This window comes from Bacillus sp. MMSF_3353, from assembly GCF_030733445.1.
Lineage (GTDB): Bacteria > Bacillota > Bacilli > Bacillales > Bacillaceae_G > Bacillus_A > Bacillus_A wiedmannii.
Map to the genome: position 1 here is coordinate 65020 of NZ_JASHJA010000011.1, position 26288 is coordinate 91307.

23 protein-coding genes, 1 pseudogene and 1 other annotated feature are annotated in these 26288 nt (G+C 35.5%); of the genes and pseudogenes, 5 read left to right on the forward strand and 19 right to left on the reverse strand.

Going from position 1 to position 26288, the window contains the following annotated elements; translation table 11 throughout:
- Nucleotides 1-5 precede the first annotated feature (5 nt).
- Nucleotides 6-1634: a multicopper oxidase family protein gene (locus tag RBB48_RS20645; RefSeq protein WP_088062988.1), complete on the reverse strand. Its 1629-nt coding sequence runs from the start codon at nucleotides 1632-1634 to the stop codon at nucleotides 6-8.
- A 247-nt stretch (nucleotides 1635-1881) separates the two neighbouring features.
- Between RBB48_RS20645 and msrA the strand changes: the two genes are divergently transcribed.
- Entirely contained in the window at nucleotides 1882-2418 is a 537-nt protein-coding gene (gene msrA / locus RBB48_RS20650; protein ID WP_001291868.1) for a peptide-methionine (S)-S-oxide reductase MsrA, read from the forward strand.
- 163 nt (nucleotides 2419-2581) lie between these two features.
- On the opposite strand, the gene RBB48_RS20655 is transcribed toward msrA, so the two are convergent.
- The 5 genes from RBB48_RS20655 to RBB48_RS20675 form a co-directional block, all read right to left on the reverse strand.
- Nucleotides 2582-2782 carry a hypothetical protein gene (locus RBB48_RS20655; protein ID WP_088062987.1) on the reverse strand — a complete coding sequence of 67 codons (201 nt, stop codon included), beginning with the start codon at nucleotides 2780-2782 and terminating at the stop codon, nucleotides 2582-2584.
- Between the two features lie 203 nt (nucleotides 2783-2985).
- Entirely contained in the window at nucleotides 2986-3882 is an 897-nt protein-coding gene (locus tag RBB48_RS20660) for an RCC1 domain-containing protein (RefSeq protein WP_215559026.1), read from the reverse strand.
- Nucleotides 3883-4046: 164 nt separating this feature from the next.
- Nucleotides 4047-4688 carry a FusB/FusC family EF-G-binding protein gene (locus RBB48_RS20665; RefSeq protein WP_046959069.1) on the reverse strand — a complete coding sequence of 214 codons (642 nt, stop codon included), beginning with the start codon at nucleotides 4686-4688 and terminating at the stop codon, nucleotides 4047-4049.
- Nucleotides 4689-4798: 110 nt separating this feature from the next.
- Complete coding sequence (locus RBB48_RS20670) at nucleotides 4799-5485, reverse strand: DUF421 domain-containing protein (protein ID WP_088062986.1); 687 nt, start codon at nucleotides 5483-5485, stop codon at nucleotides 4799-4801.
- 165 nt (nucleotides 5486-5650) lie between these two features.
- Nucleotides 5651-5914, reverse strand: a complete 264-nt coding sequence (locus RBB48_RS20675) for a CD3324 family protein (protein WP_088062985.1) — start codon at nucleotides 5912-5914, stop codon at nucleotides 5651-5653.
- Between the two features lie 326 nt (nucleotides 5915-6240).
- Between RBB48_RS20675 and RBB48_RS20680 the strand changes: the two genes are divergently transcribed.
- Nucleotides 6241-6945 (forward strand): polysaccharide deacetylase family protein, encoded by a 705-nt coding sequence (locus RBB48_RS20680; protein WP_306008007.1) that lies wholly within the window; start codon nucleotides 6241-6243, stop codon nucleotides 6943-6945.
- A gap of 39 nt (nucleotides 6946-6984) precedes the next feature.
- On the opposite strand, the gene RBB48_RS20685 is transcribed toward RBB48_RS20680, so the two are convergent.
- Entirely contained in the window at nucleotides 6985-8322 is a 1338-nt protein-coding gene (locus RBB48_RS20685) for a sodium-dependent transporter (RefSeq protein WP_060489936.1), read from the reverse strand.
- Between the two features lie 303 nt (nucleotides 8323-8625).
- Nucleotides 8626-8848: a binding site (T-box leader), on the reverse strand.
- A 221-nt stretch (nucleotides 8849-9069) separates the two neighbouring features.
- On the opposite strand from RBB48_RS20685, the gene RBB48_RS20690 reads away from it, so the two are divergent.
- On the forward strand, nucleotides 9070-10704 hold the full coding sequence (locus tag RBB48_RS20690) for a putative polysaccharide biosynthesis protein (protein WP_088062983.1): 1635 nt from the start codon (nucleotides 9070-9072) through the stop codon (nucleotides 10702-10704).
- A 38-nt stretch (nucleotides 10705-10742) separates the two neighbouring features.
- Here RBB48_RS20690 and RBB48_RS20695 read toward each other — a convergent pair whose 3' ends face one another.
- The 4 genes from RBB48_RS20695 to RBB48_RS20710 form a co-directional block, all read right to left on the reverse strand.
- Nucleotides 10743-11567, reverse strand: coding sequence for a DUF4037 domain-containing protein (locus RBB48_RS20695; protein ID WP_262801109.1), 825 nt, complete (start codon nucleotides 11565-11567; stop codon nucleotides 10743-10745).
- Between the two features lie 93 nt (nucleotides 11568-11660).
- On the reverse strand, nucleotides 11661-12173 hold the full coding sequence (locus RBB48_RS20700; protein WP_087983247.1) for a GNAT family N-acetyltransferase: 513 nt from the start codon (nucleotides 12171-12173) through the stop codon (nucleotides 11661-11663).
- 80 nt (nucleotides 12174-12253) lie between these two features.
- On the reverse strand, nucleotides 12254-13171 hold the full coding sequence (gene cysK / locus RBB48_RS20705; RefSeq protein ID WP_000762271.1) for a cysteine synthase A: 918 nt from the start codon (nucleotides 13169-13171) through the stop codon (nucleotides 12254-12256).
- A 10-nt stretch (nucleotides 13172-13181) separates the two neighbouring features.
- The gene (locus RBB48_RS20710; RefSeq protein ID WP_048543300.1) at nucleotides 13182-14393 is read right to left on the reverse strand and encodes an MFS transporter; all 1212 of its coding nucleotides are present in this window, start codon (nucleotides 14391-14393) and stop codon (nucleotides 13182-13184) included.
- Between the two features lie 244 nt (nucleotides 14394-14637).
- Between RBB48_RS20710 and RBB48_RS20715 the strand changes: the two genes are divergently transcribed.
- Nucleotides 14638-16278 carry a peptide ABC transporter substrate-binding protein gene (locus RBB48_RS20715; RefSeq protein ID WP_262800712.1) on the forward strand — a complete coding sequence of 547 codons (1641 nt, stop codon included), beginning with the start codon at nucleotides 14638-14640 and terminating at the stop codon, nucleotides 16276-16278.
- 41 nt (nucleotides 16279-16319) lie between these two features.
- On the opposite strand, the gene hflX is transcribed toward RBB48_RS20715, so the two are convergent.
- Together hflX and RBB48_RS20725 are read right to left on the reverse strand one after the other, a co-directional pair.
- Nucleotides 16320-17579 carry a GTPase HflX gene (gene hflX, locus RBB48_RS20720; protein ID WP_061673188.1) on the reverse strand — a complete coding sequence of 420 codons (1260 nt, stop codon included), beginning with the start codon at nucleotides 17577-17579 and terminating at the stop codon, nucleotides 16320-16322.
- A gap of 483 nt (nucleotides 17580-18062) precedes the next feature.
- Complete coding sequence (locus tag RBB48_RS20725) at nucleotides 18063-18611, reverse strand: cobalamin biosynthesis protein CbiN (protein ID WP_306008008.1); 549 nt, start codon at nucleotides 18609-18611, stop codon at nucleotides 18063-18065.
- Between the two features lie 182 nt (nucleotides 18612-18793).
- Between RBB48_RS20725 and RBB48_RS20730 the strand changes: the two are divergent.
- Nucleotides 18794-19733: pseudogene (locus RBB48_RS20730) on the forward strand (beta-ketoacyl-ACP synthase 3).
- Between the two features lie 84 nt (nucleotides 19734-19817).
- Here RBB48_RS20730 and RBB48_RS20735 read toward each other — a convergent pair.
- From RBB48_RS20735 to nagA, 6 genes are all read right to left on the reverse strand, one after another.
- Entirely contained in the window at nucleotides 19818-21086 is a 1269-nt protein-coding gene (locus RBB48_RS20735) for an MFS transporter (RefSeq protein ID WP_262800710.1), read from the reverse strand.
- Between the two features lie 188 nt (nucleotides 21087-21274).
- A complete protein-coding gene (locus tag RBB48_RS20740) occupies nucleotides 21275-22087 on the reverse strand; it encodes a polyphosphate kinase 2 family protein (RefSeq protein WP_098133625.1) in 813 nt (270 codons plus the stop codon).
- Nucleotides 22088-22371: 284 nt separating this feature from the next.
- The gene (locus tag RBB48_RS20745) at nucleotides 22372-23313 is read right to left on the reverse strand and encodes an ROK family protein (protein ID WP_306008009.1); all 942 of its coding nucleotides are present in this window, start codon (nucleotides 23311-23313) and stop codon (nucleotides 22372-22374) included.
- 19 nt (nucleotides 23314-23332) lie between these two features.
- The gene (gene pfkB, locus RBB48_RS20750; protein WP_000562122.1) at nucleotides 23333-24256 is read right to left on the reverse strand and encodes a 1-phosphofructokinase; all 924 of its coding nucleotides are present in this window, start codon (nucleotides 24254-24256) and stop codon (nucleotides 23333-23335) included.
- Between the two features lie 12 nt (nucleotides 24257-24268).
- The gene (locus tag RBB48_RS20755) at nucleotides 24269-25114 is read right to left on the reverse strand and encodes a tagatose-bisphosphate aldolase subunit GatY (RefSeq protein ID WP_098133623.1); all 846 of its coding nucleotides are present in this window, start codon (nucleotides 25112-25114) and stop codon (nucleotides 24269-24271) included.
- Between the two features lie 4 nt (nucleotides 25115-25118).
- Nucleotides 25119-26282, reverse strand: coding sequence for an N-acetylglucosamine-6-phosphate deacetylase (gene nagA, locus RBB48_RS20760; protein ID WP_262800706.1), 1164 nt, complete (start codon nucleotides 26280-26282; stop codon nucleotides 25119-25121).
- Between the last annotated feature and the right edge of the window lie 6 nt (nucleotides 26283-26288).

The following is a 26288-nucleotide window of genomic DNA, read 5'->3' on the forward strand; positions in this document are numbered from 1 at the left end:
TATTATTATTCTGGATGATTACCTGAGTGATCTCCGGTAGAAAATGGAGTAGTTACCCCCTCATAATTCATCATCGTATGCATTCCTTTTTCCGCATGAACGAGATGATGACAATGAACCATCCATAGTCCACTATTATTTGCCTCTAAAGCAATTTCATATTCTTCTCCCGGAAAAACATTAACTGTATCTAAGTAAATCGGACTTCCCTCCATTGGTTTACCATTTTTAGAAATAACTTGGAATGTATGTCCATGCAAATGCATTGGATGAATTTCTTCTCCCTTATTTTTAAAGCGAATCTTAACTTTATCTCCTTTCTCTACTTTAATGGGTGGAATGTCAGGTGATGTCTTTCCATTAATCGTATACACCCATTTTTCTTGTCCATTTACATCTTTCACACCTTCTGCCAAATCCATATCATAGACCTTTGTAAACTTTGAATCTATCGTAAACTTGCCAACTTCTTTTTCTCCATATTTCGTAAAATCAAACCATGGATAACTCTTTATATCAATAGGTTTTTTCGGCAAAGAACCGTTCCCAATAGTCGCCGTTAACATTCGATTCATTTTCTTAGATGGATCCACATTAATAAGTTTTACACTCGTTGTTTCCGGCATTTTAAAAACAAGGTCATAACGTTGTGCAGCTCCCATCGGAAGAATTGCTTTATCTAGCTCGTCCCCACCTTTTATATCACGACCATCTAATGCGATAATTTGAAATGGCGCCCCAACTAATGTCATTAAATGCGTATTATTCCCAGCATTAATTAAGCGAAGGCGTACTGTTTCACCTGGTTTTGCATCCAATCGTAGTCCCTCACTTGTATCATTTAATGTAAATACATCGTAATCATCTCCATCAGATAAATCTTTGAGTTGATCATTACTTGGCATCATTAACGGGCCTTCTAAAGTTTGCGCCTTTTCATTTCGAATATGATTGCTAGGGTAGCTATCCCAATCTTTATCTTGTTCGCCATTATGCTTACGGGTTTTTATGGCTCCTGTTTTCCATTCATGGATCGCCACTGTATAATCCTTTTCATATTTTACAGCTGGTTTATTCGGTTCAATAACGATGGTTCCAAATAGTCCCCGCTCCGTTTGTATTGCACTTTTTTGATGTGAATGATACCAATATGTCCCCACCTGATCAGCATTAAATGCGTATGTATATGTATCACCTGGTTTTATAGCATTTTGCGTAACACCTGGAACACCGTCTACCGCCGCAGGAACATCTAATCCGTGCCAATGGATTGTAACTGGTTCTGGCAATTCATTTTTCAAATTTACAACAATACGTTCACCTTGTTTAACTCGAATTTGAGTACCCGGTGATGTTCCATCAAAGGTCCATGCATCTACCTTTTTCCCATCTCCCAAATCTAAACTTGCTACTTTCGCCGTAATATTAAAAGTTTTTGTAACCCTTTTTTTGGCATCTGAATTAGCAATAGATGTAATTGATTCTGAAGTAGATGTTGCATCTGTTAACTTCTTTTTTTCATTTGTACCTGGGTAATTATTTATTAAAAAATATCCAAAAATAACTAACCCTAATAATAAGCATGCCGCAATCAATATATTTCTTAAATCGCTTTGTATAAATTCCTTTTTCATATTAGTCTCTCTTTCATTTTTTGTTGTAAACTATTAATTTTCATACGTGGATTCATTGTCTATCACCTCACATCTTCACTTCGATTCACATCATAACACTCAGAAAAAAAGAAACTTTGAAGGAATTTTAAAGACTTTATAAAGAAATATATTTCAATTTCCCTTTACTTCTAAATCTTTTTTATTGCGTAATAAAAAAGATTGTATAATACTATATAAAACATATATATTTAGGAGGATTACAACAATGTCCGAAAAAACATACGAACTCGCAACCTTCGCAGGCGGTTGCTTTTGGTGCATGGTAAAGCCATTTGATGAACTTCCTGGTATTCATAAAGTACTTTCTGGCTATGCAGGTGGTCATGTAGAAAACCCAACATATGAACAAGTAAAAGCTGGTACATCTGGTCATTTAGAAGTTGTACAAATTACATTCGATCCTTCTATTTTTCCATATGAAAAATTACTAGATTTATATTGGCCACAAATCGATCCAACTGATGATGGCGGACAATTCTTTGACCGTGGTCCCTCTTATCGCACTGCTATTTTTTATCATAATGAAACGCAAAAAGAGCTTGCTGAAAAATCAAAACAAGCTCTTGCAGAAAGCGGTATGTTTAAAGAGCCAATCGTAACTGAAATTCGCCCGGCTGCACCTTTTTATGAGGCTGAAGAATACCATCAACATTTTTATAAAAAAAATCCGGAGAAATATGCTACTGAGCAAAAAGAATCTGGCCGTGAAGACTTTATAAAAGAAAATTGGCAAAAAAAATAATAAAAATGCATCGTACCTTTTAAGTACGATGCATTTTTATCTTTGAAAAAAGTACCATGCAATAATGAGAACAACCGCTGTTAATGTCCAAAGTGCGATTTCATTTTTCACTCTACTCTTTTTCTTATTCATTTCCTCTCCTCCTAATAGCAATACAACATATTCAAGATTTCCTCTGTTTAATTGTCCACCTTATATACGTGAATACATCCTTACAAATTTTTATAACAAGACCACCGACGATTCCGATTGCAATTGAAATTACTAACATCTGTACAAAACTAAAAGTAGTTGTGTATGTTATGTAGATAACAATGCATACAAGTAAAACATCCGGTAAAGAAAGCAAAAACTTTTTAAGCATTTCTTCAGCTCTCCTATGCTTTATTTGTAATTTATACTTTCTACTGTAGCTTTGAAATAAAGTTTGTTCAAAAATTCCATTTAGACACTCATTTTATGGAAAAGAATAAGAACCTCTTTTAAAAAGGGGTTCTTATCTACATATCCTATTCCATAATTACTCCTAAAATAGAATAATATTACTAGTGATTTGTTGTGAATTAACTATTTGCTAGGCAATCGGATGTTACGCCAGCTACCTACATCGCATTGACCGTATGTATTATCACCTACTGCTACCACCGTGCCATCTAATTTCAGACCGACCGTATGCGCACAACCCGCCGCTATCGCTACAATATCACGCCAATCGCTTACATTACATTGACCATACTCATTCCAGCCGACTGCCACCACGGTACCGTCTGATTTAAGTCCGATTGTATGATTCGTACCAGCCGCTATTGCCATAATATCTTTCCAGCTGCCTACATCGCATTGACCAAGTTTATTATTACCCACTGCCATCACTTTGCCATCCGATTTCAAACCAACAGTATGAAGATAACCTGCCGCCAACTCCACCATACCACGCCATCCACTTACATTGCATTGGCCATATCGATTATTCCCCACAGTCGTCACTGTTCCGTCCATTTTAAGACCAACTGTATGCCAGTCACCCGCCGTGACCACCACAATATCTCTCCAGCTACTTATATTACATTCTCCTTCTTTATTTCGCCCCACTGCTACTACTGTGCCATCCGGTTTAAGGCCAATGGTACAACGCCACCCCGCCGCAACCGATACAATATTATGCCAGTCGTTTACATCACATTGATCATGCTTATTCCACCCCACCGCTTCCACAGTATTATCACTTTTAAGAGCGATTGTATGAGCATTACCCGTGTTCGTCGCCATATGAACATTGCCCGCTGCGACTGCTTCAATATCACACCAACCGCTTACATTGCATTCTCCTTCTTTATTTCGCCCCACTGCCACAACTGTGCCATCCGATTTAAGAGCAACTGTATGACCACGACCTGCCGCTATCGTATCTTTAGGCCACCGTTTCACTTTTAACATTTCTTCTTTCGGTAAAATGTAATTCATGTTTTACCTCCTTGCATATAAGCAACTGTATCCAAATAGATATTTTTATCTAATTTCATTATAAATGACCCGACTTTTTTTATAAATTTACAGCTACAAAAGAAGCCTATTATTACTTCTTCAAAAAATAAAAACCTCCAGTTTAAATACTAGAGGTCCCTTCTTTATTTCTTCAATCGTTCAATAAAATCGTTCAATTTATCAAGTGATTTCATATTCTGATTACAAGCTACACCATCTTTGCAAATATAGTTTCCCTTTTTCACGAAAGTTCCTGGCACATCACCTTTAATTTCAACTAAAAACATCCCAACTTCTTCATGTCCATGACATAATGAACAAATGCTCTTTTTATTTAAGCTCTGGAACGTTCCTTGCAGACCAACAAACTTATTTTTATCATTTTTCGCTATTATAAATTTCCTGCTTGACCCTTTATCAATCCAGCTTAAATAAGATAATTCTTTCATGTTCAGTTCTTCCATATCAGGAAGTTTTAATTTTTTCGCTTTAGGAAATAATTTTTTTAATGTTTGCGCTGTAACTTCCTGAAACGGAATGACATACGGATTTATTTTCAGTAAAAACGATTCTGCATCTTCTCTATTTTGAACTGTTAATACGGTATCAATTAACTCTTTCTGTTCATCCGTTAAATTCTCAAATACATGTATTATCTTTTCAATCGCTAGTGATTTTAACGCTTGAATTACACCTCTATCATTTGCAGTTGCGTGCCCATTTGCTAAAATATAAGCTTGTGATTTTATAAAATTATATTGATCACTTCTAATAAAAGCTTCCATCTTTATCACTCCATACAAATTGTTGATCTAGTCTTATTGTATACAATGATTCAGCTTTTTGATATGTAAAAGATAACTTAGAAACGAATATTACATACATCGATTATATTTTACCGCTCCATTTCCTGACAAAAGAAACCATCGTCTGTTTTCCATTCAGCATATAATACATCCTCAAATTTAGTAATCCCTCTTTGCTTTATTTGCTTATACAGCCATCCTTCATCAAAACCAGCTTCCCTCAAATTATCTTTCACTACTTTTCCATCACTAATTAATGAAATTGGTAAGTATACAGGCTTATGTTTTAAACTTAAATCATTTATAGTAGGAGATTCATATTTGCTCTTTTTCAGAACGCTTATGTTTCCGTTAGGTTCCAAAATCATATATTCAACTTCTCGAATTGAAAAAATATCTTTTTGCTGCCTAAGCATTTGTTGTAATTGATTAATATCTAAATGATTTGAACTTAATTGTTCTCGGTCAATTTTTCCATTACGGATAATAATTGAAGGATACCCTTCAAAAAACCTTCTTGTTCCTCTTATTTTTTGTGTTATCACTTCTATTGAATAAATTAAAATTACCCAAACAAATACTGAATATAAAATAGACCACACTTTAATTTTAGGATCATATATTGAATTTCCAACGAGCTCACCAAGGACGATAGCTGAAATAAAATCAAAGGGGGTTAGCTGAGATATTTGTGTTTTCCCTAGTATTTTTGTAGCAATTAATAGAACAAAGAAACCAATTAAAAGCTCTATCGTTATTTGTCCAATATGATTCATAAATGCTCACCTTTCTGCTTTTCACTCAAATGTTCTATATTCTATTTAGTAAAAAAACGACACATTTTTCTATTATTTTGTCCATTCATACGCAATATATCCAATAGATACAAAACAAAAAAAGAGTCTAGTTCAATTTAATAATTGAACTAGACTCTTTTATTTTTATTTAGAATACACGATCTTTTTAATCGTTTCTCCGGAAAGAAAATGCTCCTCCGCAAGTTGATGAATGGAAATTCCGCTTTTAAACGCTTCTTTAATAGCTTTATTTCTTTCATCTAATTGTTTTCTTCCTCCAGATCGTGTACCCCATTTATAATGTTTCGTTTCTTGTTTTGGAATGTAAATTGTTTCACCTTGTATATACTTTTGAATTTCAGTAATTAAACTTTTTGGTAAAACTGTCGCAGCTTTAACGTATTTCATTTCTGCTCGCCCCTTATTTTTTATGGTTCATTTCAATAAGGTGCAAAGCCAAATATAAAAAATGATACGAGCTCATTTAGGCGATTGTATATTACTTGTCTACCTCACGCAAAGTATCGCCATTTCCATACTTGGCTTTGCATGAGACGCTGCAGTGTCCGGCAATTGAATTGTAATCGCCATATAAACACCTCCTAATATACCTTTTGCATTTTATTATATGATAAATTCCTCCCCCTTGCATCTACATCCTTTTTAAAGCATGAAATTACTTAGTTTGATATAATACTTTTTAGTCCAATTCAAAAATATAGTGAGGTTGCTTTATGAAAAAGAAAATAATTATTACAATCGTTACATTATTCATTATTACTGTAGCATTATTTGGAACATACAAATTGATGAACGCAAGAAGTTTTCAATTGTTTGGAAATTTAACAAACCAAGTAGAAACAAATGAAAAAGTGATTGCTTTAACTTTTGATGATGGTCCTACGAACAATGTAAAACAAATATTACCGCTACTAGATACATACAATGCAAAAGCTACTTTCTTTTTAATCGGAAATGAATTAGAAAAAAACCTATCGTTAGGAGAATCTATCGTACAATCTGGACACCAAGTTGGAAACCATACATATTCTCATAACAGAATGGTTTTTAAAACACCTTCTTTTATTAAAGAAGAAATAGAAAAAACGAATTCATTAATCCGCCAAACAGGATATACAGGCGAAATTGATTTTAGACCACCTAACGGAAAAAAGCTAATTGGTCTGCCCTATTATTTAAATAAAAATAATATCGAAACAATCACATGGGACCTTGAACCTGATACTTTTTATAAATCTGCTGCTGATAAAATTGAATATGTTAATAAAAATGTACAACCAGGTTCTATCATTTTATTACACTCTATGTACGATGAGTCTAATGAAAATTTACAGACCATTGAAGGTATTTTAGACTCATTATCTAAGAAGGGCTATCAGTTCGTAACAGTAAACGAACTGCAAAAAAGAGCAAAGTAAAAAGGTAGCGTATCATAGAGCGATACGCTACCTTTCTTTTTAAATAATGCCAAGTACATTTAAGAATACGATAATAATCGCAATTGGTGCGATAAAGCGAAGTAAGAATAACCATAATACGAACAGTTTATAGCCTTTATTTTTACTTACACCAAGCTCTTTCATTAATACATCTTTCTTCATTTTTAAAGGAACAAAGATGGAAACTAATAAAACACCAAGTGGCATTAGTACGTTACTCACTGCATAGTCCGCTAAATCAAAGATTGTCTTTCCGAAAATTTTCAGATCACTTAATATACCAAATGATAATGCTGATGGTACTCCAACAACGAAGATTAATAAACCTACGATTAAGGCCGTTTTTTCACGTTTGCCTTTACCTTTTGATGTTAACGACGCAACACTAATTTCTAGCATAGAAATAGCAGATGTAATCGTTGCGAAGAAGAACAGCAATAAGAAAATAACGAAGAATACTTTTCCGAACGCCATTTTACTGAAAATAGCAGGTAATACGATAAATAATAATCCTGGTCCTTGAGATGGTTCTAATCCAAATGCAAATACAACTGGGAAAATTGCAAGTCCTGCAAGTAATGTAATTACTAATGTTAAAGCTACGATAGAAAATGCTGAACGCGGTAAACTTTCTTCCTTCGGTAAGTATGAACTATATGTTACCATTACTGCTACACCGACCGATAATGAGAAGAACGATTGACCCATCGCATATAAAATAACTTCTGATGTTACATGTGAGAAATCAGGTTGTAAGAAGAAACGAACTCCTTCTCCCGCGCCGTCTAATGTAAGGGCACGAACAATTAATACAAAGAATAAAACGAATAGCGCTGGCATGAAATATTTATTTACTTTTTCAACACCGTTTTGTACGCCTTTACTTACGATAAAAATAGTAATAAGAATGAATAATAACTGTGCTCCTACTGCTAAATAAGGATTGGAAATGATTTCACCAAACGTAGCTTCGTATGCGCCATTTCCTTCCCATAGTCTACCTGTAATTGCATTCCATAAGTATAATAAAATCCATCCCCCTACAACACTGTAGAAAGAAAGTAATATGAAACAAGTTATAATCCCTAATTTCCCTAACCATGGCCATAATGTTTTGGGTGCAATTTCTCTATATGCATCAACAGCCTCTTTTTGTGTACTTCTTCCGATAACGAATTCAGCTAATAATAGCGGTAAACCAATTAATAATGTGAAACCGATGAAAATAAGGAAGAACGCCCCGCCTCCTCCGATGCCGGCCATATATGGGAATTTCCAAATCGCCCCAAGACCAATTGCTGAACCTGCTGCAGCTAATACGAAACCTAATTTCGATGTCCATTGCTGTGAATTCATTTGTTAATCTCCTCTCTGTCTCTTTTTCTTTGTTTCAGTTCAGTATTTATATTGTTCTATCAATACTCTTTTCTAATACGTTCACTTCCTCCCTAATAATAAAAAAAACGCCCCTACGTAAATACGTAGGGACGACAAAAATATCGCGGTACCACCCTAGTTATGAAGATACAACAAAGTTAGGACCTAAATAAAAAACGTCCCTACGCAAATACGTAGGGACGATAAATTATCGCGGTACCACCCTAGTTATGAAGCCACAACAAAGTTAGGACCTAAATAAAAAACGTCCCTACGTAAATACGTAGGGACGATAAATATCGCGGTACCACCCTAGTTGTGAAACAATCTTCACCACTTTATTTGATAACGGTATAAACTACCGTCTTTCATTTCCTCACAATGTGAGATTTATGAAAGATGCTCCAGGACGAACTTCATGAATAATCTATATACTGATTCACACCAACCATCAGCTCTCTGAAATAGGGAGATATTCACTACTATACCCTTTCATTGCCCAAATATTATTTTCCGAATTGATTACTATCATTTTTATCACACATTAAAAATAGTGTCAACTTATATTTTGAATTTTTATGTATTACGTTCTATTTAAAAAATGTAAAATATGACTTTTAAATGAATAATATTAGAATATTTATGTTCCATACTATATTAACTTCTCTAACAGGTTTATAGTAGTATACGATAAATGCAAGACAGCACGAGTAGGAGGAAAGAATTTTGTCTACTTCAAAAGTTTTAAAAGGTACTGCTTTATTAAGTGGTGCAACAATGATTTCACGTATATTAGGTTTTATATACTTCTTCCCTTTTCAACTATTAGTCGGAACACAAGGGGTCGCTTTATATGGATATGCATACTCTTGGTACGGTATTTTATTAAGCTTCTCAACAGCTGGTATTCCTATTGCCGTTTCCAAATTTGTTGCAAAGCATAATGCGCTCGGTGATTATAGTACAAGCAAAAAATTATACAACTCTAGCGTAAAATTAATGTTGTTTATGGGCTTTTTAGGTTTTTTAACTTTATTTATTGGAGCACCATACATATCACAATTTATTATTCGCTCGAAAACGCCAGATCCACAATTTATCGCCGACGTAACACTTACGATGCGAGCATTAAGTTTCGCACTTATTATCGTACCAGCTATGAGTGTTACACGTGGCTATTTCCAAGGTTTTCAACATATGAAACCAAGTGCCGTTTCTCAAGTCGTAGAACAAATTGCGCGCGTGGTTTTCATTTTAGTTGGTAGTTTTATCGTTTCAAAACTATTAGGGGGTTCAGTCGCCTCTTCTGTTGCAGTTGCTACGTTTGGCGCTGTTATCGGAGCGCTTGCCAGCGTTTCGATTTTAATGCTGTACTGGAAAAAATATAATAGATTAAAGCCTCCCGAAGGAGAATTAAAGTCAAGGGCATCGAATATTCCATTAAAAAATATTTATATGGAATTACTTCGATATGCAATCCCAATTGTATTTGTCGGTATTGCAATTCCACTCTACACGTTAGTAGATCAATATACTGTAGCTGATGTCCTTAGGGCGATGGGCGAGCCGTTAGAAACAGCGAATGCAGTTTTCGCTTATATAACGAACTATGCCCAAAAGTTAATTATGATTCCAGCTTCTCTTGCAACTGGATTCTCATTAACGATCATTCCGGCTATAACGAAATCGTATACAAGCGGGAAACTAGAAGAACTACAAGAACAAATTGCAAAGATATTTCAAGTCTTATTATTCTTCACTATCCCAGCTGCATTCGGTCTTGCTAGCATCGCTTACGATGCATTCCGTATGGTTTATGTAAATCCTGAAATTGCACTTGGGGGATCACAATATTTAATTTCATTTGCACCTTCTGCTATATTAAGTGCGATTTTCACAGTTTCAGCAGCTATATTACAAGGAATCGATTATCAAAGAAAAACGATGATTGCTTTCTCAGTCGGTATTCTCGTTAAAGTTTTAGTAAATACACCGCTCTTACATTTATTTGGCGGACACGGTGCTGTACTTGGAACAATTCTTGGATACCTCGTTTCCAATGTTATTATGTTGTACTGCATCATTAAGTTTGCGAAATTTAAAATTGGTGAGACAGCAAAAACAGTACTTCTTATTACAATTTACTCCGCTGCAATGTCTGCTGTTGTAATTGCATTAAAAGCGATTTTAAAATGGATGATTCCTGGACAATCCTATATGGAATCACTTCTCATTGTCTTTATATGCGGCGCTGTAGGAGGGATTGTTTATCTTTTATTCGTCCTAACGAGCGGACTTGCTTCACATATTCTCGGTGATAGACTTCAACGATTACCCATACTAGGTAAATTAGTCAAATAAAAAGAAGGGAGGTAACTCATTGTTACATCCCTTCTTTTTTACTTCGCATATTGTATACGTTTTTGTTGTTCAGTAATATGTAATTCTGGAGCATATTGTTGTACTAAATGTAATAGCTCTTCAATTAACACTTCTAACTCCTGTGCACTATACTCCGGTTTCCCTATTAACGTATTTGCCATACGCTCGTATAGATTTTCAGGCTTAATAATCATTCGTTCCACATTATGTGGCATCCATTTAAATGCCGGATGATGTACATACATTTTATTCAAACCAAATAAGACCCCAAATATATTTCTTTGCACTTCACAAATAACATCATATAACATAAGCCAGTCTTTTCGTTTTAAAAGCGCCTCTCGATTATGCCAGCGATTACTTAACCAAAGATTTTCTGAAATCATCCGTTTCGCTAGGTCTTCTGGATATGCCACCACTCTATCTTTTAATTCATGTACTTTCTCTTCTCCATACAAACTAACACCATCATGAACGGATGATACGATACATTGTTTTTCATAACTTATATCATATTGATCCACCACATCCGAAATAACTTTCTCTACAGTTTCAGTTAAAAAGTTACTAATCTCTAATTTAATTCCCTCTTTTGTCAAATACGTTTCCGACCATTCTTCTTCCTCGTAAGGGTGATATGACAAAATTGTTCCACCAATATTGTTAATTGGCCCTTTGCGATCCTCATCCTCTGGTGGCATTGACCATAAAATATGCAATTCTATATCTGAATGTTCATCTTCTAGTTTTCTAGCTACTGAACCCGCTAAAATAATAGTCTCTACTTTCGGATTTCTCCTATAAATCTCTGACATTTCTATTGCTTTCTCTTTTAATCCCACTTCATTTCCCCCTATAATTGCAGTACACAGTTACCTTTTCATTTATCTATTTCGATATTATGCATTGTATTCCCTTTTCAATGTCCCACTAAATCATATTTCTATCCAATAACGCTGAACAATTTCCCCAGTATGAACAGAAACTACTTCATCTTCTAACATACCGCCAACCTTTTGAATCGTTTTAGCCGAAGCGATATTAACTTTATCGCAAGTTATTAACACTTTCTGTAACCCTAACTTTTGTGCTTCATCTAATGCAAGTTGTAGTTGTTTCGTAGCGTAACCTTGACGACGTTTATTTGGATGTACACTATAACCGATATGACCGCTTTCCAGTAATAATTCTTGGTTTAATCTATGTCTAATATTCACAAAACCTATAAGTTCCCCTTTTTCAAAACTTAAAAATTGACTAGACGGTACTCGATTACCTTGTAAGTTTTCTTCCACTTCTTGTATACTCACTTTTTCAAACCATTTATCGAGAGAATCAAAATTTTGTAAAGAACTACTACCATGTGGTTTTTCATCCGTATGTAAAAATGCCTCCCGATACTCTATAATTTGTTCGCTATATTCATTTGTTGGTTTTAATAGTTTCATTGTCATTCTCCCCCCTCTTTACAACCTAAAACAAACAGCTTAATCGTGACAATTTCACGATTAAGCTGTTTCTATCAATTTCATTCAAATAATCCCATACTCAAATAACGTTCTCCTGTATCAGGTGCAATACATAAAACTTTTTTACCTGCGCCTAGACGTTTCGCTATCATAATTGCTGCGTAAACAGATGCTCCAGACGATGGCCCAACTAATAAACCTTCTTGTCTAGCTAAGTTTCTCATTGTCGTTAAAGCCTCTTCGTCTGCAATTTGAATAATTTCGTTATACACTTCTGTATTTAAGTTTTTCGGGATAAACCCTGGACTTGTTCCTACTAGTTTATGAGGACCTGGAACACCGCCTGATAAAACGGGAGATCCTTTTGGTTCTACTACTGCAATATATAAGTTTGGTAGCTTCTCTTTTAACGTTTCCCCAGTACCTGTAATAGTTCCACCAGTTCCAGCCGTTGCTACGAATGCATCAAGCTCGCCATCCATTTGTTCATAAATTTCAAGTGCAGTCGTATAACGATGAATATTCGGGTTTGCTGGATTTTCAAATTGTTGCGGAATAAAACTATTTGGAATTTGCTTTTGCAGTTCTAATGCCTTCGCAATTGCTCCTGGCATTCTTTGTTCTGCCGGTGTTAAAACTACTTCCGCTCCGTATGCTTTCAATAAATTTATACGCTCTTTTGACATATTGTCTGGCATAATTAATATTGCTTTATACCCTTTCGCAGCTGCATTCATTGCTAAGCCTATTCCTGTATTTCCGCTTGTCGGTTCAATAATTGTATCTCCTGGTTTGATGAGACCATTCTCTTCTGCAACGTGCAGTAAATTATAGGCAGCGCGGTCTTTCACACTGCGTGATGGATTAAACATTTCTAGTTTTACATACACATCCGCTGCGTCTTCTGGAATAAATTTAGATAATCGGACGACAGGTGTATCTCCTATTAATTCTGTAACATTTTCACATAATTTCATAGTGCATCCCCTATTCTATCGTTTTCTTATCACTTGGTAATAACCAAGAAGTAAGTCCAATTAATGGTAGACAACTACATAGTAACATAATGAATTGTAGACTATATATGTCAGCCAATTTCCCAAGTACTACAGATCCTAAAGCTCCGAGTCCAAACGCAAGCCCTACAATTAATCCAGATACCATCCCTACTTTTCCAGGAACAAGCTCTTGCGCATAAACAACAATTACACTAAAACTACTTGAACTAATAAAACCGATACATAAAAATAGTGGTACGACCCACATGAGCGAAACGTGAGGTAATAAAAGGGCAAGTGGCGCCGAACCTAGCATTGAAAATACAATAATTGTTTTCTTTCCAAATCGATCTGCTAACGGTCCACCAAAGAAAGTTCCTAATACACCGGCAATCATAAATGCGAATACGAAATACTGGGCATTTTTTATAGATAAACCGTAATGCTCAATTAAGTAAAATTGATAAAAATTCCCTATACCAGCACCGTACCAAGAACGTACAAAAGTAAGAAAAACAAGAAGTAGAATAACAAATTTAATATGTGTACTTACAATCGCATTTTCCGCCTCAAGCGCAGCCCTCTTTTTTCTTCTCACAGCGCCAGTTGCTAATTCATTTCTATACCAATTTGATACGAAAATTAATAATACAATTCCTACTGCTGCAAAGGCTGTAAAACCTAAAGAACCAATTTGGCCGAGCGGAACGAAAATTAGCGCTGTAAAAATAGGAGCTAAGGAATTCCCTGTATTTCCTCCAACCTGATAAATCGCTTGCGCTAAACCTCGTTTTGCACCAGCTGCCATATAAGCAACTCGAGCACCTTCTGGATGAAAGACTGCGGAACCTAATCCGATAAATAAAACAGAAATGATAACAATAATAAAGTTCGGTGCAAATGCAAGTCCAATCATTCCAAGCATACTCGAAAACATACCGAGCGGTAATAAAAATGGTGATGGCTTCTTATCTGAATACATACCAAAAACCGGCTGCATAATCGATGACGTCATATTTAATGCAAACGCAATCCATCCTACTTGCATATAAGATAAATTCATCGTTTTTTCCAAAATAGGAAACAATGCCGGCACGACTGCTTGCATCGAGTCATTTAAAAAGTGACCGAAACTAATCGCAAATAGAATTCGATATATCGTCGGTGTTTCCATTGTATTTTTTTTCGAAACTGCCTGCATATATGTATTTCTCCTTCCTGTACAAAATATATATTTATTACAGCAAGTGTAATAAAGTAAAACTTTAACCTCGATAAATTCTGACTTTTGAAACATTTCTATTCTATACTGGTTTCATTTCTTTTTCCAGAAATATCACTTCTTACATAATATATTTTTTCTATAAGTTTTATCGGATTTATTTATAGAAATTTTCTATATTTTCTTTTATACTAGGACAGAGATGAAGGAAAGGATGACAACTATGAAGAAAAAAACTAAAGGAATCGTTGCACTCTCAATCACATTATCTATGTTTTTAACAGCATGTGGTCAAAAACAAGAGGCAACAACTACCGGAGAAAAGAAAAAAGAATCTTCAAAACAAGTATTAAACATTGTAGAAGCTGGGGAAATTTCTACACTTGATTCATCTATCGCAACTGATGGGTTTTCTTACGCTGCATTAAACAACGTAATGGAAGGATTATATATGCCTGGCCCTGACAATAAACCTGTTCCTGCAGCAGCTGAATCATACAAGCTGAGCGAAGACGGAAAAACATATACATTTACATTACACGATTCAAAATGGTCAAATGGTGATCCAGTTACTGCACATGATTTTGAATATGCATGGAAACGTGCTGTTAATCCAGAAACTGCTTCTGAATACGCACATATTATGTTCGATATTAAAAACGCAGGAAAAATAAATAAAAAAGAATTACCAATTGACTCATTTGGTGTAAAAGCAATTGACGATAAAACGCTTGAAGTACAGTTAGAACACCCTGTTCCATACTTTTTAGGGTTAATGGGATTCGCAACATTTTATCCTCAAAACAAAAAAGTTGTAGAAGCGCAAGGGAAAAATTACGGACTTGAAGCTGCAAATGTAGTTTATAACGGGCCGTTTCAATTAAGTGAATGGAAACATGATACAAGTTATAAAATGTCAAAAAACCCGAACTACTGGGATAATAAAAATGTGAAGTTAAGTGAAATTAATGTAAATATCGTAAAAGATACTTCCACAGCCGTTAATTTATTTGAAAGCAAACAAGTAGACCGAATTACGATTAATTCAGAGTTTGTCGATAAATATCAAAAAGATCCGAGCTTAAAGAAAATGGAACGTCCTTCTATGACATTTTTCCGATTTAGCCAAAAGAATCCTTTATTAGCAAACAAGAATGCTCGAAAAGCTATTTCGCTCGCTTTTGATAAACAAGGAATCGCAACAACGATTTTAAATAATGGTTCTATACCTGCGAATGCATTTGTTCCGAAAGGATTCGTAAAAGGACCTGATAATAAAGATTTTCGCAGTACAAGTAATGTAAAAGTAGGAACAAATGTGAAAGAAGCTAAAACACTATGGGAAACTGCAAAAAAAGAAACAAACTTACAAAACGCTTCACTTTCAATCATAACAACTGATGAGTCTAACGATAAAAAAATTAGCGAGTTTTTAAAAGGTGAATTGGAGAAAAACTTACCTGGCTTAAAAATCACATTACAGCCCCTTCCAGTAAAAGCATTTTTAGATCGTGAAGGAAATGGTGACTATGAAATTTCACTTTCTACATGGGGACCAGATTATCCTGATCCTACAACATTCTTAAATATGTTTGTCACTGACGGACCGTTTAATAAGATGAGCTATTCAAACAAACAATACGACGAATTAATTGAGAAAACGAGCTCTACTTTAGCAACTGACTTACCAGCACGTTGGAAAGCGTTCCAAGATGCAGAGAAAGTCTTACTGGAAGATGATGCAGCTATCGCTCCAATCTTCCAATCAGGCCTGGTATATTTAGAACGTCCAACAGTAAAAGGTGTTGTTATTCGTCCATTTGCAGGAATTTATTCTTATAAGTGGGCCTCTATTACAGAATAAGAAAAAGGCGATCCTAACATATATTAGGATCGCCTTCTTTATTAAATTGCAAAACGCTTATACTTTTCGTAATCACTCGTCTTACATTCTACTTCTAGTTTTGTACCTTCGTTTTCATAACTTGTAGATAAAACGTGCGCATGATTATTGAAATAAGAAACTACCTGTCCTTGATCATACGGAATTAACATTTCACACTTCGTATACTCTTTATAGATATGTGAACGAATCATTTCGACAAGCTCTTCTATCCCAACATGTTTCTTCGCTGATAAATAAACGCGGTCTTCTTGTACTTTCGGAATTTCAACATCTACCATATCTGATTTATTATAAGCATAAATGGTTGGAATATTTTCTACTCCAATTTTCTTTAACGTTTCATTTGTAATGTCAATTAACTGTTCGTAATTTGGGTTCGCGTAATCTACAACATGAATAAGTAGGTCTGCTTCCGCTACTTCTTCTAACGTTGAACGGAATGCTTTCACAAGGTGATGCGGTAATTTGCTTACAAATCCAACTGTATCTGTTAATAGGAATGATTTGTTATCTGGCAAATCAATATTTCGCACAGATGTTTCTAGCGTCGCGAATAACATATCTTTTTCAAATACTTGTTTTTCTTCTGTACCATTGTAAATTTCAAGCATTGCATTCATCGTCGTTGACTTTCCGGCGTTCGTATAGCCTACTAATGCTACAACTGGTACTTCATTTTTCTTACGTTGCTTTCGCTGCGTTTGACGCTGGGCAACAAGTGCTTCTAGATCTTTATTTAAAACTGAAATCTGTTCTTCAATTTTACGACGATCTAACTCTAATTTCTTCTCACCGACACCTTTATTTTTCGTACCAACTCCGCCGCTCTGTCTTCCTAACGATTCACGAAGACCGATTAAACGTGGCATCATATACTGAAGATGCGCTACCTCTACTTGCAACTGTGCTTCTTTCGTTTTCGCACGTTGCGCAAAAATATCTAAAATTAATATGGTACGGTCAATTACTTTACAATCTAAATCTGCTTCTAAATTTCGAATTTGAGAAGGAGATAATTCGTCATTAAAGATTACCATATTCGCATCTACTTCATTTACATAAGCTGCTACTTCTTCAATCTTTCCTTTTCCAATATAATGGGACGGATTTACTCGTTGTAAATTTTGCGTCACTTGCCCAATTACCTCTACATCACAAGCTTCTGCAAGATTTGTTAGCTCTTCCATTGAATATGCAAAATCATCTTCATTACCTAAATTTACTCCAACTAAAACTGCTCTTTGTAATAATTCTTCCATATATTTATTCCTCCATTTCGATTACGTAAAATAAAAAACACAGGTTACTGCCTGTGTTTTCGTAAACGGATAAGGGTTCACCAAAGAAATAGGAGAAAGCTATACTTTCATCCTATCTCATAGTCAATAAGTCCCAAAATCATATACGCATCCACAATAAGTGTTCACCTATACGATCCCATTCTATTTATAAAGGCAAAACAAAAAGAGGGCGTATTCGTCCCTCCCTCTTTTTCACATATAAGCTTAATAAAGGGTTCCTTTAAAATAGGCAGACCAATCCCGTTCACTCTGCACACAGACAGAGCCTTTGAGCGCTATTCAATTATCGGCACAAAGTATTGAGACGTAATCTGATTAAGATCAAAGGAAGCCCCTCCGTTCATTTTAAGTTACATAAAGTGTAGCATAAGTAATTCGCTTTCACAAGATTTAACAACCTATCTCACGCTAAAGAAATTCTTTATATTTTTACTTTAAGCGTCATTTTTTGCGCGTTCTTCTTACAATAGAAATCACAACAGCTACTATCAATAACAGGCCTATAGAAAGAGTAACAACTTGCCACCAGCTTAAACCGTTCAGCTTGCCACCTTTTAAATCGACTTTCTTCGTCGGAACAGATTCTTTTGCGATTTGACTTAAAACCACTTTGTCCGCCCCTGCCTCATCTAATCTCTTCGTTCCACTGCACATAGATGTCTCTAACTTCCCTTCTCCTCTATTAGAAGCAAAGACTAAATACTCTCCTCCCTCCCCAAAAGGAAACGTACAGCTACTAAAACTTGTATATATAATAATTTGCGAAGAGCTTGTCCCTTTCCAAATTTTCTTCACTTCAAATAATATTTCCATTTTTCCATCCTTCTCTTGAACTTCTAATACCTTACCTTCAAACACTACATCCGTTTTTTGTAACCTCTCTTCCGGTGATGCTTTCATACACTCACAAGCGTAAGACTTCTCTGGTAAAATAAAATAAATAAAGCTACAAATTAAAACTAGAGACAATACATATACGATTCTTTTCAAGAATCTCAAACCCCTTTATGATCAATTTTAGAAGCTTTCCGTATATTATTTGGACATCACTCCTCAAATCCCTTTTCGTTTTATTAAAATATATCGATCTTAATAAAACGAAAAATCTTAATTAACATTTTTATAATCTGATAATAGTATCAGGTTATAAAAATAAGTTTGGAGATGTTCCTATGCATTCTAAATCTCGTATTACTGCAATTGGTACTTATGTTCCAAATCAAATATTATCTAATAACGATTTAGAGAAAATGATTGATACGAACGATGAATGGATTGTACAAAGAACAGGAATGAAGGAAAGACGAATTGCGAGCAAAGACGAATACTCTTCACACTTAGCCATTCAAGCAATTGAAAATTTATGTACAACTTTTAAAAAGAACTTAGAAGATATAGACTGTATCATCGTCGCTACAACAACATTTCAGCATACCTCATACAATAGCATTTGATTTAAATGCAACTTGCGCTGGTTTCACATATGGCTTGCACGTTGGGAATAGCTTAATCACTTCTGGATCACACGAAAAAGTACTTGTCGTAGCAACAGAGACATTATCTAAAGTTACTGATTACACCGATAGAACGACTTGCATTTTATTTGGCGATGGTGCTGGAGCTATTTTATTAGAAAGAGATGAAAACAAACCGAGCTTTATTGCTGCTCACATGGGAACAAATGGTGCTGGTGGCATTCATCTATACAGAACAAACTTATCTACTACTATGAATGGCACACCACTGCAAACAAATGAAAAAATCGTACAAAATGGAAGAGAAGTATATAAATGGGCAACAAGCACGGTGCCAGCAGGTATAAAAGAACTATTACATACTGCAAATATGCAAATGGATGATATAGACTGGTTCATTCCCCATAGCGCTAACTTACGAATGATCGAATCTATTTGTGAGAAATCTCAAATTCCAACACAAAAAACATTAACGAGTGTGGAATTTATGGGGAATACATCTTCCGTCTCTATTCCACTTGCACTAGATTTGGCTAGAAAAGAAGGAAAATTAAATAATGGAGACACACTTTTACTATACGGATTTGGCGGTGGGCTTACGCATTTAGGGCTTATTGTGGAGTGGGATTTAAACTAAAAGTTTTTTATACAATTCACTACAAAAAAGCTGCATTCAAAGATTGGTTACCTCCCTTTGAACGCAGCTTCTTTTATCTTAACTTTATTTACCTGTCCGAGCCCATATCACAACAGGAATGAGCATGAAAGCTAACACTCCTCCAGCTAATGACAATGCCGCATAACTTGAATTCGCCACTACCATACCTGACATCGCTCCACCTGAAGCTCCAGCTAGCGCAATAAACACATCTATTTTCCCTTGTGTTTTTGCACGTGTGGAAGGTATAGTTGCATCAACAATTTGAGCAGTACCACTTATTAAACCGAGGTTCCATCCTAATCCAAGTAAAGACAAAGCAACAATTAATAGTATTAAAGAATCACTCGGCGCTATTGCAGCTATGACACCTGCCGCTAGTAAAATTACTCCGCCAGCTATACTCATCGTAGTTCTTCCAATTTTATCAATTAACATTCCTGTAACGAGAGAGGGAAGGTACATTGCACCTACATGAAAACCAATCACAAGCCCTACTGCACTTAATCCATGACCGTGATGCCCCATATGAACTGGAGTCATCGTCATAATTGCAACCATCACGATTTGAGTAAGTATCATTACGATTGCCCCAACTGTAATACCTCGTTTATTTTCTGTCGCTTCTTCTATTACTGGTTGCCCTTTATATGTATGTTCTTGTTTATATGTTTCTATCATATTAGCAATAAGTAACGGATCTGGACGAAGCATAACAAATAGAACAAGACCCGCCAGTATAAATGCCGCTGCTGATAATATGAACGGACCAGCAAGTTCAGGAATTCCAATTGAATGAGCAAACCTTCCCATTACACCTACTAAATTTGGGCCTGCGACTGCACCAAAAGTCGTCATTACCATTGTAATACTAATAGCAGTTGCTCTTTGCTTCTTATTCGCTAAATCCGTTCCAGCATAACGCGCTTGTAAATTCGTAGCTGTGCCCGCGCCATATATAAGTAAAGAAACTAGTAAAAGAATAATACTATTTGTTAAAGCTGCCCCCACAACTCCGATAGCCCCTAGTCCGCCTACTATAAAACCTGCCGAAAGCCCTATACGGCGACCATGTTTTTGCGATAATTTTCCAACAAAGAAAGCCGCTACCGCAGATCCCATTGTAAACATAGCTGCCGGTAATCCTGCATATGCATCTGTCCCAAGCATTTGCTGCGCAAGAAGTGCACCTACTGTAATCCCGGCAGCTAACCCTGCTCCGCCGAACATTTGTGAGATGCTGACGATTATTAATGTTCGTTTGTATAATTTTTGTTGGTCTTCTTCTGTGTACATACGATTACTTATTGAAGCATCTGCTGTATCTATCATTCTCTCACCCTCTCTATAAAACTACTACCTCTTGTTAATGTACTATAGAACAACCAAATCCCAAAATTTAAAATGCTGAAATTTATTAATACATGTAAAGAACCCCACGGTTTACATTTTGCCTATTACCGAGGGGTTCCCAAAATTACAGGGTGGATCTACTTTATATTTCATATACAAGCTTTGTACTATTTTACAACTTCATCTTGAATAGTTTCAAAGCCTTCTGTCTTTCCATCTTTTATTTCATAATAATACGAAGGTAATTCTATATTATGTTCTAAGAGGTAATCCTCAATTAATGAAATAATAACTTTCAACGTTTTCAAACGTGCGTATAATTTATCGTTACTTGCGATAATTTGCCATTTCGCATTTGGCTTATTTGTTTTTTCAAACATGTCTTCCATTGCTTCAGCATACTCGTCCCACTTTTCACGATTACGCCAATCTTCGTCTGTAATTTTCCATCTTTTCAAAGGGTTTTTCTCTCTATCTTTAAACCTCTTTAATTGTTCATCTTTACTAATATGATAGAAAAACTTCCCGATTATATAATGATCATCTGTTAATAGTTTTTCAAAATCATTAATCTCATCATACGCTCTCGTCCACTCTTCCTTTGTAGCAAACCCTTCAACACGCTCAACTAACACACGTCCGTACCATGAGCGATCAAAAATAGTAATTTGCCCGTACTGAGGAAGTTTTCGCCAGAAACGTTGCAAGTAATGGTACCGTTTTTCATGAGGTGCTGGTGCTCCAATTGGATTTACTTGAAACCCGCGCGGATCAAGATGTTCCGTCACTCGCTTAATCGCTCCGCCTTTTCCAGCTGCGTCCCAACCTTCCATAACAAGCATAACCGCAATTTTTTCTTCTTTTACAATTTGCTGCAGTGCTAATAAACGTCTTTGGTATTTTTCAAGTTTCTTATTATACTTAGATTTCGATTCTATTCTTTTCATTAAATCCACTTTAGCAAGATATCCATTTTCCATAAAACAAATCCCCCTTGTTGTATGACAATGTTATTTTAACACACTTTTGGAAATTATTTCAAAATTATATTCCTTTTGACTTATACTTCAAATCGAAAACCGAAATGATAAATCACATCCGTAAATACTTTATAGTGCATCATTAACGAATGTATCTTCCCCTTAAATCCCAAAATAAAAACAACCATCACCTTCTACATAAACAAGATGATGGTTGTGTGAATTGAATAAAAAAGCTCTACACATGTTAACTATTCTCGATAAATATCTTCTAAGATTATAGATTATATATTCATTGACTTTTCCTCACATCGATTCAACGCTACATAACAAGCTCCATATACACCAGCATCATTATGTAATGATGCTAAAACGATTTTCACCTTATTTTGATAGATTTCCATTATTTTGTCATAGAACCTTTCTTGAATTTGTTTCAAAAATGGTTCACCTTGCCCTGTAATACCTCCCCCAACAATAATTAATTCGGGGTTAAATATATAAGTAATATTTACTAAACCAGCAACAACATACTGTAGAAACTGTTCATATACATTTTTCGCCAACCACTCTCCTCTGTACATACGTTCTATAATTTCTTCACCTGTGATTGTGCCTATCTCTAGCCCTTGAATTTCGGATGCTTCTTTATACTGACGAATCAACGCCGAAGTCGATGCATATCTCTCATAACATCCCTCTCCGCCACAACTACATTTTTCTCCATTATGAACAATTATCATATGACCAAGCTCTCCTGCTAGCCCTTTCACTCCCTGAAGCATTTTGCCATTTGTAATGATTCCACTACCAATCCCGGTTCCAAGTGTGATTAAAACAATATGTTCTTTCCCCTTCCCTGCTCCTTTCCACATTTCACCGAGGCAAGCTGAACGAACATCATTTTCAACTATCGCCACATACCCTGTCTCACTATAAATGTAATCTGCTATTTTTGTACCGCTATATCCCGAAATATTGGCAGAATACAGAACTTCCCCTTTGATATTATCGATAATCCCACACGATGATACACCTACAGAATGAATTTTATAGCTCTTTTCAAACTCATATATTACTTCACAAATACGATACAAAATTTCTTTCTTTTGATTTTGTACTGGTGTTGTTATTTTCCCTTGTTCATGTACTATTCCTTGTTCGTCAATCATTGCATATTTTATAAAAGTTCCTCCAATATCAAAACAAGCAACGTACTTCCCCATATTTCTCCCCTTCCTACTTTTAGACAATTATAATTTCATTATAGAAATTCTCTACATTTTTAAGCTGTATGTAACCTGTTATTTCCTCAGCTGCGTTAGCCATTCCACACGCCACTGAAAAACGAAGTGCATCCTTTATCCCATACCCCTTTGCGAGTGCTAACGTTATTCCTGCAACCATTGCGTCACCTGAGCCAACAGCATTGATAGTTTTTATTTCTGAAATAATTGCCCTTATGCTTCCATCTTTCGTAATAAGTATCGCTCCTTCTCTTCCAAGTGATAACAAAACATACTGCACGCCCCTCTCGCAGATTTTAGTTGCTTCCGCAATCATTTCTTCCTGTGACACACGTTTTTTTTGAAGCAACTGGCAAATTTCTTGCCTGTTTGGTTTAATTAAAAATGGTTTTCCTTGTATGCCATGCAATAATGGTTCTCCACTTGTATCTAATATGAATTTTTTACCATTTTCAGCTGCCTTTTGTGCCAACTGCTGATAAAATGAATTTGGAATACCCTTAGGTAAACTTCCCGATGCAACAATAAACTCAAAATCTTTTACTATCCTTTCATATTTTTTTATAAAAAGAGCTATTTCATCCTCTGAAATAGCTGGTCCTGCTTCTAATACTTCAGTAGCTGACGCAGATTTTTTTGTGATTAACGCTATACAATTACGAGTTTCTTCTTTAACGGAAACAAACTCATCAATAATTGATAAATCTTTCAAGTTTTTTCTTATGAACTCACCATTACTACCACCAAGTAACCCAGCTCCAGTTACTTCTTCTCCTAGCAAACGAAGTACTCTCGATACATTAATGCCTTTTCCACCCGCAGTTTTTTCATAGTCTTTCGTGCGATGTACTTTGTTTAGTTTTAATTCTCCTAATTCATATCGCATATCAACAGATGGATTCAATGTAATTGTCGCAATCATAAGAATATCTCCTTACACACGATTTAAACTTTTGCACATCTTTATTTTATCTGCAACAACCCGTTTCATCGCCATAATTGCATCTGAAAAATATTTACGCGGATCATTTTCTTCTGGATGAGAAAATAAATAATGACGTAATGCTGTTCCGAATGCAATTTTTAACTCTGTTGCGATATTCACTTTACAAATTCCTAAACGAATCGTTTCTTGCACTAAACTGTCCGATAATCCGGAGGCACCATGTAATACAAGGGGAATATCAACTTGCTTTCTAATATTTGTTAATCTTTGTAAATCTAATTTTGGTTTCCCTTTATATAGTCCATGTGCCGTTCCAATTGCAACTGCCAATGAGTCAATATTTGTACGTTCTACAAACTCTTTCGCTTGGTAAGGATCTGTATAAATTGAGTTTTCCACTACTATATCTTCTTCTATTCCTGATAATTGCCCTAACTCAGCCTCTACTGTTACTCCATATTGTTTTGCATACGCCGAAACTTCCTGAACAATCTGAATATTTTTTTCAAATGGATGATGCGATGCATCAATCATAACAGAGCTAACTCCTAAATCGATACAATTTTTAATATCACTTATATCTTCATGATGATCCAAATGTAGACTAATTGGTATATCATATCGCTTTCTCGCTGCTTCAATCATATGCAAAAGATATTCTTTTCCCATATATTTTATCGTGCCTGGTGTAGCAGCTATAATAACAGGTGACCTAAGCTCTACTGCGGATTCAATTACTGCTTTTAAAGTTTCTAAATTATGAATATTAAAAGCCGGAACCGCATAACCCTGTTCTTGTGCATTTCTCAGTATAAATTGAGTTGAAACAAGCATACTCTCAAATCCTCTCTTTATTCTTTTTATATTTCATTTCTCCCCCTACAACTGTTCCTATAAGATCTAAATCCTCTGTTAATATAAGAAAATCAGCTCTTTTCCCTGGTGCTATACTTCCAATTTCATTATCAACTCCAATACTTTTAGCAGGAATTAACGATCCCATATGAACACATTCCCATAACGATGCATTTGTCCATTTCTCCATATTCTTCACACCATCAATAAATCGAAGTGTACTTCCCGCTAAAGAACCCGCCTCTGTTCGGGCAATGCCGTCTTGCACTTGGACAACAAATTCTCCTAAATTATATGTGCCATCCCCTAATAAGCCCGCTCGCATACAGTCACTAACTAAACAAGTTTTGTCGTATCCTTTACATTTATATAAAATATTCACTACGCTTGGATGTACATGATGTCCATCTGCAATGATTTCACCATACACATGCTCAGTTGAGAGTACCGCTCCAACAACGCCAGGTTCACGGTGATGTAATCCTCTCATTCCATTAAACGTATGCACAAAAATCGTCGCTCCTGCTTGAATCGCATTCTGGCATATCTCATAGTTTGCATTCGCATGACCAATTGCTACACGGACATTCTTTTTCACAGCATGACGTATACAAGCAATAGCATCTCTTCTCTCTGGTGCCATTGCAATTTTTTTAATAGTCCCTTCTGATGCAACAATCCACTCCTCTAACATTTCAATGGTTGGATCAATAAAATATTTAGGATTTTGTGCACCTTTATATACCTCCGTAAAACAAGGTCCCTCAAGAAAAGATCCAATAATACTTGCCCCTTCTACCCCTCTTTTTTTTGCATGAGCTATATTATTCAAAGCTTCCATTATATTTTCCGAAGAATCAGTTAATGTTGTGGGCAAAAAGCTCGTAACACCATTTTCCAATAACTTAATAGAGATATTGTTTAACGATTGATATGTGCTATCCATGACATCATGTCCCGCTACACCATGAATATGTGTATCAACAAATCCTGGAGAAATAATTCTACCTTCAAAATCCATTACTAACGCTCCGTCTACTATTTCTTCAACATGTTTTAGAAAGTATCCATTTACAATATGTAAATATCCACTTTCACGAACACCATCTTCTAGTAGATATATAGATGCTTTGACGTAGTAGTTCATAAATTA

What these genes read in the sequence shown, in the direction of transcription:
- RBB48_RS20645 (WP_088062988.1), bottom strand. Translation starts at nt 1,634, where the DNA reads ATGAAAAAGGAATTTATACAAAGCGATTTAAGAAATATATTGATTGCG.
- msrA (WP_001291868.1), top strand. Translation starts at nt 1,882, where the DNA reads ATGTCCGAAAAAACATACGAACTCGCAACCTTCGCAGGCGGTTGCTTT.
- RBB48_RS20655 (WP_088062987.1), bottom strand. Translation starts at nt 2,782, where the DNA reads ATGCTTAAAAAGTTTTTGCTTTCTTTACCGGATGTTTTACTTGTATGC.
- RBB48_RS20660 (WP_215559026.1), bottom strand. Translation starts at nt 3,882, where the DNA reads ATGAATTACATTTTACCGAAAGAAGAAATGTTAAAAGTGAAACGGTGG.
- RBB48_RS20665 (WP_046959069.1), bottom strand. Translation starts at nt 4,688, where the DNA reads ATGGAAGCTTTTATTAGAAGTGATCAATATAATTTTATAAAATCACAA.
- RBB48_RS20670 (WP_088062986.1), bottom strand. Translation starts at nt 5,485, where the DNA reads ATGAATCATATTGGACAAATAACGATAGAGCTTTTAATTGGTTTCTTT.
- RBB48_RS20675 (WP_088062985.1), bottom strand. Translation starts at nt 5,914, where the DNA reads ATGAAATACGTTAAAGCTGCGACAGTTTTACCAAAAAGTTTAATTACT.
- RBB48_RS20680 (WP_306008007.1), top strand. Translation starts at nt 6,241, where the DNA reads ATGAAAAAGAAAATAATTATTACAATCGTTACATTATTCATTATTACT.
- RBB48_RS20685 (WP_060489936.1), bottom strand. Translation starts at nt 8,322, where the DNA reads ATGAATTCACAGCAATGGACATCGAAATTAGGTTTCGTATTAGCTGCA.
- RBB48_RS20700 (WP_087983247.1), bottom strand. Translation starts at nt 12,173, where the DNA reads ATGAAACTATTAAAACCAACAAATGAATATAGCGAACAAATTATAGAG.
- cysK (WP_000762271.1), bottom strand. Translation starts at nt 13,171, where the DNA reads ATGAAATTATGTGAAAATGTTACAGAATTAATAGGAGATACACCTGTC.
- RBB48_RS20710 (WP_048543300.1), bottom strand. Translation starts at nt 14,393, where the DNA reads ATGCAGGCAGTTTCGAAAAAAAATACAATGGAAACACCGACGATATAT.
- RBB48_RS20715 (WP_262800712.1), top strand. Translation starts at nt 14,638, where the DNA reads ATGAAGAAAAAAACTAAAGGAATCGTTGCACTCTCAATCACATTATCT.
- hflX (WP_061673188.1), bottom strand. Translation starts at nt 17,579, where the DNA reads ATGGAAGAATTATTACAAAGAGCAGTTTTAGTTGGAGTAAATTTAGGT.
- RBB48_RS20735 (WP_262800710.1), bottom strand. Translation starts at nt 21,086, where the DNA reads ATGATAGATACAGCAGATGCTTCAATAAGTAATCGTATGTACACAGAA.
- RBB48_RS20740 (WP_098133625.1), bottom strand. Translation starts at nt 22,087, where the DNA reads ATGGAAAATGGATATCTTGCTAAAGTGGATTTAATGAAAAGAATAGAA.
- RBB48_RS20745 (WP_306008009.1), bottom strand. Translation starts at nt 23,313, where the DNA reads ATGGGGAAGTACGTTGCTTGTTTTGATATTGGAGGAACTTTTATAAAA.
- pfkB (WP_000562122.1), bottom strand. Translation starts at nt 24,256, where the DNA reads ATGATTGCGACAATTACATTGAATCCATCTGTTGATATGCGATATGAA.
- RBB48_RS20755 (WP_098133623.1), bottom strand. Translation starts at nt 25,114, where the DNA reads ATGCTTGTTTCAACTCAATTTATACTGAGAAATGCACAAGAACAGGGT.
- nagA (WP_262800706.1), bottom strand. Translation starts at nt 26,282, where the DNA reads ATGAACTACTACGTCAAAGCATCTATATATCTACTAGAAGATGGTGTT.